Origin of the sequence: Treponema sp., assembly GCF_052169735.1 — a bacterium.
Taxonomy (GTDB): domain Bacteria; phylum Spirochaetota; class Spirochaetia; order Treponematales; family Treponemataceae; genus Treponema.
Genome location: NZ_JBQNBW010000037.1, coordinates 22,311 through 29,401, shown reverse-complemented (window position 1 = coordinate 29,401; position 7,091 = coordinate 22,311). Strand labels below are relative to the sequence as shown.

Genomic DNA, 7,091 nt, shown 5'->3' with positions numbered 1-7,091 from the left:
TCGCTCCACTTTGTATATCAAAATTCTTGTATGCCTCCGTTATCGTTTTTATACACAGTTCCTTTTTCATGTTCGTGTCCATTACAAGAGAAATGATCTCTCCATTATAGCAGTCAAAAAGAGGTGATACGTACAGCTTTCCATAGTTCACGTTAAGCTGTTCACACGCTTTCTTCACTCCGATCTCGTCCGACAGCTTCAATGCCTCGATTTTAAAGTTCTCATCGTACCGCTTCATTGCCTTTCCAGATGCCGCTGGTTCCAAGGAGTAACGATGTTTTTTGCTTCCCAAAAACTCGTGTCCAAGAATTGACAAGGATGTCAATTCTTGGACAGCGTTAGGGATTGCAGCGGTAGCCTTTTTGCCGTTGAAACATCGCAAGCGCAGTTTATGGAGCGTATGCGGAATAACACTGCCGGGACTGTTGCAGACACGGCAAAAAGCTTCAAGCGGAAAGCCCGACCTGCCTCTTGAGGCAGGGAGCGCCCAGGGAATGCCCATAGTAAAAATCAACTGTAAAGACTCCGTTTAATAGCGAGGTTTCATGCTATGGATCGTTGAGCAGTTCTGAATGCTGTGATATACTGCCCGCTATGAATACCCAGACAACGGCAGCAGCGCTTCTGTCTTCTTTAGAAAAGGTCATAAAGGGAAAGAAAGAGGTGCTTCGGTTTTTTATTAGTGCGTATCTGACGGGGGGGCATGTTCTTTTGGAGGATGTGCCGGGGGTTGGAAAAACGACGTTGGTAAAAACTTTTGCCGCACTTATCGAGAAAGACGGAAAGCCTGCACAATTTAAGCGGATTCAATGTACGCCTGATCTCTTGCCCTACGATATAACCGGGGTGGAGGTGTTTAATGCGGAGACTCATTCTTTTGCATTTATGGAAGGGCCGGTGTTTGCGGATATTCTGCTGGCTGATGAACTCAATAGGACACCGCCTAAGGTGCAGTCTGCTTTGTTGGAAGCGATGGCGGAACGGCAGGTTACGGCAGGTACGGTAACTCGCCCGCTGAGTCCTTTTTTCTTTACGGCAGCGACGCAGAATCCGGTGGAAAGTTTAGGAACGTATCCGCTGCCGGCTGCGCAGCTTGACCGGTTTAGTATGTGTCTTTCACTCGGTTATCCTGATGAAGAGGCTGAATACGAGCTGCTGCATGAACAAACGAAGCCTCAGGCTGCGGAAACGGTTGTGCCGGTGGTGTCGATGCAGGATATTGCTGCTTCCCGTGAAGAGCAGCGGCTGGTATTTGTGCATCCGGCGCTTGAGCGGGTGATTGCCGGGATTGGAAAGCTGACACGGACGCATCCTGCGTTTAAGCTTGGCTCTTCTCCTCGTGCCGGTATTCATTTGCTGCAGCTTGCCCGTACTTTTGCGCTGATCTGCGGACGGAATTGGGTAGAAGATGATGATATCCGGGTATTGGCTCCTCTTGTGCTTGCTCACCGTTGTGTGATCAAAACCGGTATGGCATCCGGCACAGCTTCCGGTACTGTGCCGGGCAGCATCGGTACGGCGGCAGGGCTGATCAGTGAGATTACGGAAACAGTGATCCGTACCGTCGATAAACATACGGATTGGACACAAGCCGATTGAGCAATGATGCAGATGCAAATGCGGATACGGATAACAGTGCACGGAGCCTTGTATGCCCTGACGGGTTTTTTGCTGTTGGCGGCGGGGCTGCTGCGTGGAGAGCTTTTGAGTACCGCATTCGGCGGATTACTGACCTTATACACGGGCTTTGCTGCCCTTGCTGTAGGGGCTACCGCCTTTTACTGGCGGCATGAAGAACCTGCTGTCAGTTTGACTGAAAGCAGCGCTGCGGGGAATGATGCGGCTGCGGGCTGCGGAGTCATTGCTGTGAGTCCTGCTGCTGCGGTCTTTCCGCGCTGTGCAGTGGGAGCGGCTGCCTTTTATACGCTTACCTTTTCACGTACACCTGATCCTGCGGCAGAAATAGCGGTACGGATGGATATTCCGCTGTATGCAGCACGGACGGTATACTATGCAGAGTCTGTCCCCCGCGGTAGGTATTTTTACCGGCAGCAGTATCTTGTATTGAAAGATTTGTGCGATTTTTTTGCTGTTCAGCTGATGCAGCCTCGCAGTGTGTCCCGCGTCTATACGGTAGCGCCGCGGCTGCAGCCGTTTGAAGCCGGCTCTCCGCCGGAGCTGAGCGTGCATACCGTGCAGGATGTGCCGCAGCTGGAGCGTACAGCCGAATTGTATGAATCACGCCCGTATTTTCCCGGTGATGATCCGAGGAAAATTCACTGGAAACTCTATGCCCATACCGGCGGGCTTTCCATTAAGCTCGGCGCTTTTGAACCTCCTCCGGTAAAGCACGTGAGTATTTATATCGAAGCGCCGCGTGTGCTGCGGAAACAAGACCGGAAGCTCGTAGAAGATGTGTTCGATGCGTTTGTCGGACGGCTTGCTTCCTTTATATTACAGCTGCTCAACACCGGTATAGAATGTTCTCTTCTATTATATGATTATCTCTATGATCATGACTTTCTCGATGATAATGAAATCTCCGGCGGAGAAGCTCCGGTGCATAACACCTGGAAAAACACCGGCGGTATGCCGCTGCAACGCTTTGATATACTGCCCGATGATAAGGATGCGCTGCCCCGTGTACTGAACCTCTGTGCCATACCGGCTGTGCAGTCTGTACGGTCTACATGCCGGATAGGGGCTGTATGGTCTCGCCGTATAGGGACTACACGAAATGCTTGGAAAACGCGGGAAGCCGGGATGGTCGTCGACTCCGATGCAGCGGCGGTATTCCGTGCGGTACCGGAGGAGAGCGGCTTGCTCTATTGTTATCTCCCGCTGCCGGATTCTTATGCGTATTCCCGGAATGGGATAAGCGGGGCTGAACTCAAGGCTGCTGAGCTCAAGGCAGCCGCAAGCCGCCGTGCCGGGGTGGAAACGGTGTTTTATCTTGCGGATATACCGGCATTGCATGAAGCGCCGCGTGTTTCCGGCGGGGGCGATACAGGCAGCGGGGGGTTCCGCGGTCGCTTCCGTCAAGCGGTACACCGGCTGTTGTACTGCTCTGCCGCCTCCCTCCGGCGGGAAGCGTTTTACCGCCGCTATCAAGACGCAGCTGAGCGGGAACTGCGGTTTTTTGCCGCAAGGAATGACCATGCCCTGCTGTTCTAAACCGGCGGCGCTGCTCCGCAGTGCTGCCCTTGCGTTGTTGCTTGCCGTTCCATACCGTTTTCTCCCGGATGTGCTGCCTGCTGCGGTGCTGCCGCTGTGGGGGCTGTGGTGTACGGCAGCGGTGCATTTCTTTTACAAAAAAGGTATACGTGCGGCAGCGGCGCTGCTGCTGGGCTTTCTTTTGCTTGGGCTGATCCCCGCAGCGGCACTGGGGGTACTCGCCCTCGTGCCGCATCTGCTGGCTGATACCCTCTTTCTGCGCATTAAAGCGGTGTTTGAGCTGCTCATGCTGACCGGTGTTCTTGCGGTTTGCTCTGCGGTGCTCTTTTTGTATATGGAGCGGTGGCGGCGTTTTGAACCCCTTGCGGCAATACTGCTTTGCGCGCTGCTCTTTTTTTCTCAGCAGCATTACCGTCTGACAGCCTTTTCTCATCCGCTGTGGGCTGTGGGCTTTGCCGGTGCGTTTATGCTGCTGCAGATAGCGCTGCTTGCGATACCGGTTGTACAGCGCCGCCGGTTTAGCGTATTTTTAGCAGTGTTTCTGTGTATCTCAACTGCTCTGTTGATTTTTTTTACACAGCGTTTTACAAAGGCATCGGTGAGCAATAACGGCGGTCTTTTGGAACAGAAACTCTTTGAGTTTGATTTTTCTCCGTTTTTAAAGCTGCAGGATGAGGTGAAAATGAACACCAATCTGGTGATGGTGATGCATATTGATCAGGAGTATGATTCTCACCTGTTCCGCCGGATGTACCTTTCAGGCTGGAGTCCTCAGCAAGGCTTTTATGAAAAGGCTGCCCCCGGTGAGGATGAACAGCCGCTGCAAGTGCCGAAACAGCCTGCAGCCCTGCCGCATCGGCGCTTTCAATGCCGCGAGACTGTTACTCAGGAGATTTTTGCCGTTACGTTGGATCCGGCATCCTTGGTTGCCCTTGACTATCCGCTTTCCGTAACCCCGTATACGGTGTGGGACACGGTGAGCTTTAAGGGGGCGTATCAAGCTGAAAGTGAAGTCCTTCATGGGGTTCCTCTTGACCTTATTACGGCGGAGCCTCCGTCCGGCAATGCGGAGGAAGGGCTTTCAGAGGAGGCGCTGCGCTTTTATACTGCGGTTGATCCGGGCACACAGGCGCTGCTCAAGCCCATTGCCGAGGAACTTACTACGGATTTTCCGCTCTATTATGATAAGATATACCGGCTGCTGGACTATTTCCGGGAAGGAGAGTACCGGTATTCGCTCCACCCCGGACTTGCTCCCGATGGGGATCAGCTGCGGTATTTTGTAACCGAAGGAAAAAAAGGCTATTGCTCGTATTTTGCCTTTGCCTACTGCCTTATGCTCCGCAGCATCGGTATTCCTGCACGGATTGCAGCCGGCTTTTTTTTGCAGCCTGAATCCGGCATCCTCAATTACTATCCGGTACGGGCGAATATGGCGCACGCATGGGTGGAGGTATTTTTTCCCTATCTCGGTTGGGTCGATATTGATCCAACAACGGAGCAGCTTGCTGATGATGAAAGCCTTGATTATGCATTCCACGCGGGAGGGGATCAGTTTACACAGCTGCTGGATGAAATTCTGCTTAACCGCTCATCACTCCGTGTCCGGCATGAAGACGCAGACCGGGGACAAGAAGCCGGTACAGTGATGCGGCAGGTACTCACCTTTGTTAGGGCGTACCGGTATGTGCTAACCGGTGGTATTGTGCTGGCGCTGCTGCTCTTATTGAGTTTCCTCCGGCTCTCTCTGTATGTTATTATCAAGTTTTCCCGGAATAACCGGAAAATTCTGCTCACCCTTCGGAAGCTGCATAAGAATCCAAGCAGGCGCTTCTATGCCTTGACGCAAAAAGCCAAGTTTGCTCCTGTGTGTACCGATGCAGATAGAACGGAGGCGCTTATGCTGTACCGTGCGGAGCGCCGGCAACGTAAGGAGTTCCTGAACCCTGAGGAGCGCGAGCAATGGAAGGGGAAGAAAAAGCTGCGGTGGGCGACTGGGAAAACACAGGCGCACAAAATCGGTACAATGCAGGAGGGTACTGCACCGTGTGCGGAGCAGACTGAAATAAACGGCAGCGGGGACGGTCAATCCGGTAGAAAAAAGCGGGGTGTCCTGCGCATTATGCGCATTCTGCGGGCAAAGTTCTTGTTGCTGCTCTTTTCGCTTGCCGCGCCTGCACAGCTTTTGTGTGTGCCGGGGGCAGAAGAACTTCTGCGCACTATTGATAAGGCAATGCAGGCAGAAAACTGGGATGGAGCCGCCGCCCTACTGGAAGAAGGTATTGTACAGTACCCTGCGAATGAGCTTTTTCAGCTCAAGCGCGGAGACCTGTATTTTAACAATGGACTCTATGAGCCTGCCTACCGCAGTTTTACGGAAGGCTTGCGGATTAACCGCTATAATATCAAGCTGTTGTATGGGGCTGCGAATGCGGCGGCGGCGCTGAATAAAGAGGAAGAGGCACGGCAGTTTTTGCATGAATATCTTTCGTATAATCCAACTGATATTTTTGCGTGGTCGTCATACGGCTGGCTTTGTTTTAAAACACACCGGACTGCGGAAGGCATTAAAGCGATGCTTGATGCCCGTGCGAGTTACGGGGATGACGGCTGTATTGCCAATGCGCTCGGTAATCTGTACGGGGAGCTTTTTGATTATACAAACGCAGCGTATTATTACACTAAGGGAATTGAGCTTGCTCTGCAGCATAATGCGGTGTATTCGGCATCAGTGTATTCCTACAACAAGGCGATTTTAGAGGCAGCTTTTTATCATTTTGCACAAGCGGAAGAAGATGCCCGTAATGCCTCTGATTTTTTTGAGCGGGCTTCGGGGTATTTAATTCTGGGAGAATTGGAAGAGCGGAAAAATAATTTTGACTCTGCAGTACGGTATTATGCGCAGTCAGCAGAGCATAACCGTACCCCGCTGCCGCTGATCAATCTTGCGAAAATACATTTGCGGATGGGGCAGTGGGAACGGGCTGAACAGTATATCATACAAATTGACCGCGTTACCGATCACTCGTGGATTGCAAATTTCGGTATGAGTACCGCGCAGTTTTATAGCGAACGGTATAATCTGTATCAGATGCTCTATAAAAAAAAGTATGCGGCGGAGAAGATGCGGATTCCGGTGGGAGTGAAGGACTTTTGTATCCGGCACAAAAACCTGATACACTATTGGGCGCAAGCGCAGTATTACCGGGCTGCCTATAGCATTTCTCATTTGACATTGGCGCAAGAATATGTGCAGCCCTTTGCTGACAGTACGGCGCATGAGCTGTACAAAAACAGCTTTTATTATAAAGCCTTTGAGTCTATTCCATTTAAAGCCTTGCGCTATTTGCGCCGAGCTGAAGCGCTTGAAACGTCAGTTATTCCGAAAGCGCAAGCCTCGTATCTTGCGGAACGGGGAATACTGCTCCGTGATGCCCGGCTGCTGCGGGAGGCATTGGAGCTACTTGACCCTACATGGGAGCGGGAGCTGCGGGATCAAGCTGCGGCTGTGCTGATTAGCTGTACCCGCAGTAGCGGGCAGCGGGAGGAGCTGTATCGGGATTTGCTGCAAAGTAACCCAGCCTGTTTTCCCGAATATTGGATACGGCTGCCGGTTAGGCTGGTGTGTACCGGTTCCGATGAGGGGGGACGGCGGCAAACACAGAAGCGGCTTTCCGCTGCGTTACAAAAGTCGCTGTTTACGGTTCGTGCAGCCGCTCCGTTTACCCTGTATGCGGACTGCACTGCGCAAGGACTCAGCCTCAGCCTGACAGGGGACGACGGTACCGTGTATATCCGCTCCGGCTATCCTGAATCGGTGAAAGATAGAGCCGCCGCTGCACGATGCGTCAATCAGCTGGCAGTCCGGCTGTTTAGGAGATAAGGGCGGAAGGTGAAAGACGGGGCCTCCCTACTAT

Annotated in this window: 4 protein-coding genes; 3 read left to right on the top strand and 1 reads right to left on the bottom strand. The window is 52.4% G+C overall.

Features of this window, described 5'->3' with window-relative positions; genetic code table 11:
- Positions 1-502, bottom strand: a 502-nt coding sequence (locus ACTTJ8_RS07455; protein ID WP_487248077.1) for a hypothetical protein, incomplete at its 3' end; no start/stop codon positions are given.
- A 92-nt stretch (positions 503-594) separates the two neighbouring features.
- On the opposite strand from ACTTJ8_RS07455, the gene ACTTJ8_RS07450 reads away from it, so the two are divergent.
- The 3 genes from ACTTJ8_RS07450 to ACTTJ8_RS07440 are packed head-to-tail and all read left to right on the top strand — an operon-like array spanning position 595 to position 7,057.
- Complete coding sequence (locus ACTTJ8_RS07450; RefSeq protein ID WP_442720771.1) at positions 595-1,599, top strand: AAA family ATPase; 1,005 nt, start codon at positions 595-597, stop codon at positions 1,597-1,599.
- Positions 1,600-1,617: 18 nt separating this feature from the next.
- Positions 1,618-3,174, top strand: a complete 1,557-nt coding sequence (locus tag ACTTJ8_RS07445) for a DUF58 domain-containing protein (protein ID WP_442720770.1) — start codon at positions 1,618-1,620, stop codon at positions 3,172-3,174.
- Positions 3,152-7,057: a transglutaminase domain-containing protein gene (locus ACTTJ8_RS07440; protein WP_442720773.1), complete on the top strand. Its 3,906-nt coding sequence runs from the start codon at positions 3,152-3,154 to the stop codon at positions 7,055-7,057. Before ACTTJ8_RS07445 ends, ACTTJ8_RS07440 begins: the two co-directional genes overlap by 23 nt.
- Positions 7,058-7,091: the final 34 nt, after the last annotated feature.

Coding starts and splice junctions, on each gene's coding strand:
- ACTTJ8_RS07450 (WP_442720771.1), top strand. CDS start 595: ATGAATACCCAGACAACGGCAGCAGCGCTTCTGTCTTCTTTAGAAAAG.
- ACTTJ8_RS07445 (WP_442720770.1), top strand. CDS start 1,618: ATGCGGATACGGATAACAGTGCACGGAGCCTTGTATGCCCTGACGGGT.
- ACTTJ8_RS07440 (WP_442720773.1), top strand. CDS start 3,152: ATGACCATGCCCTGCTGTTCTAAACCGGCGGCGCTGCTCCGCAGTGCT.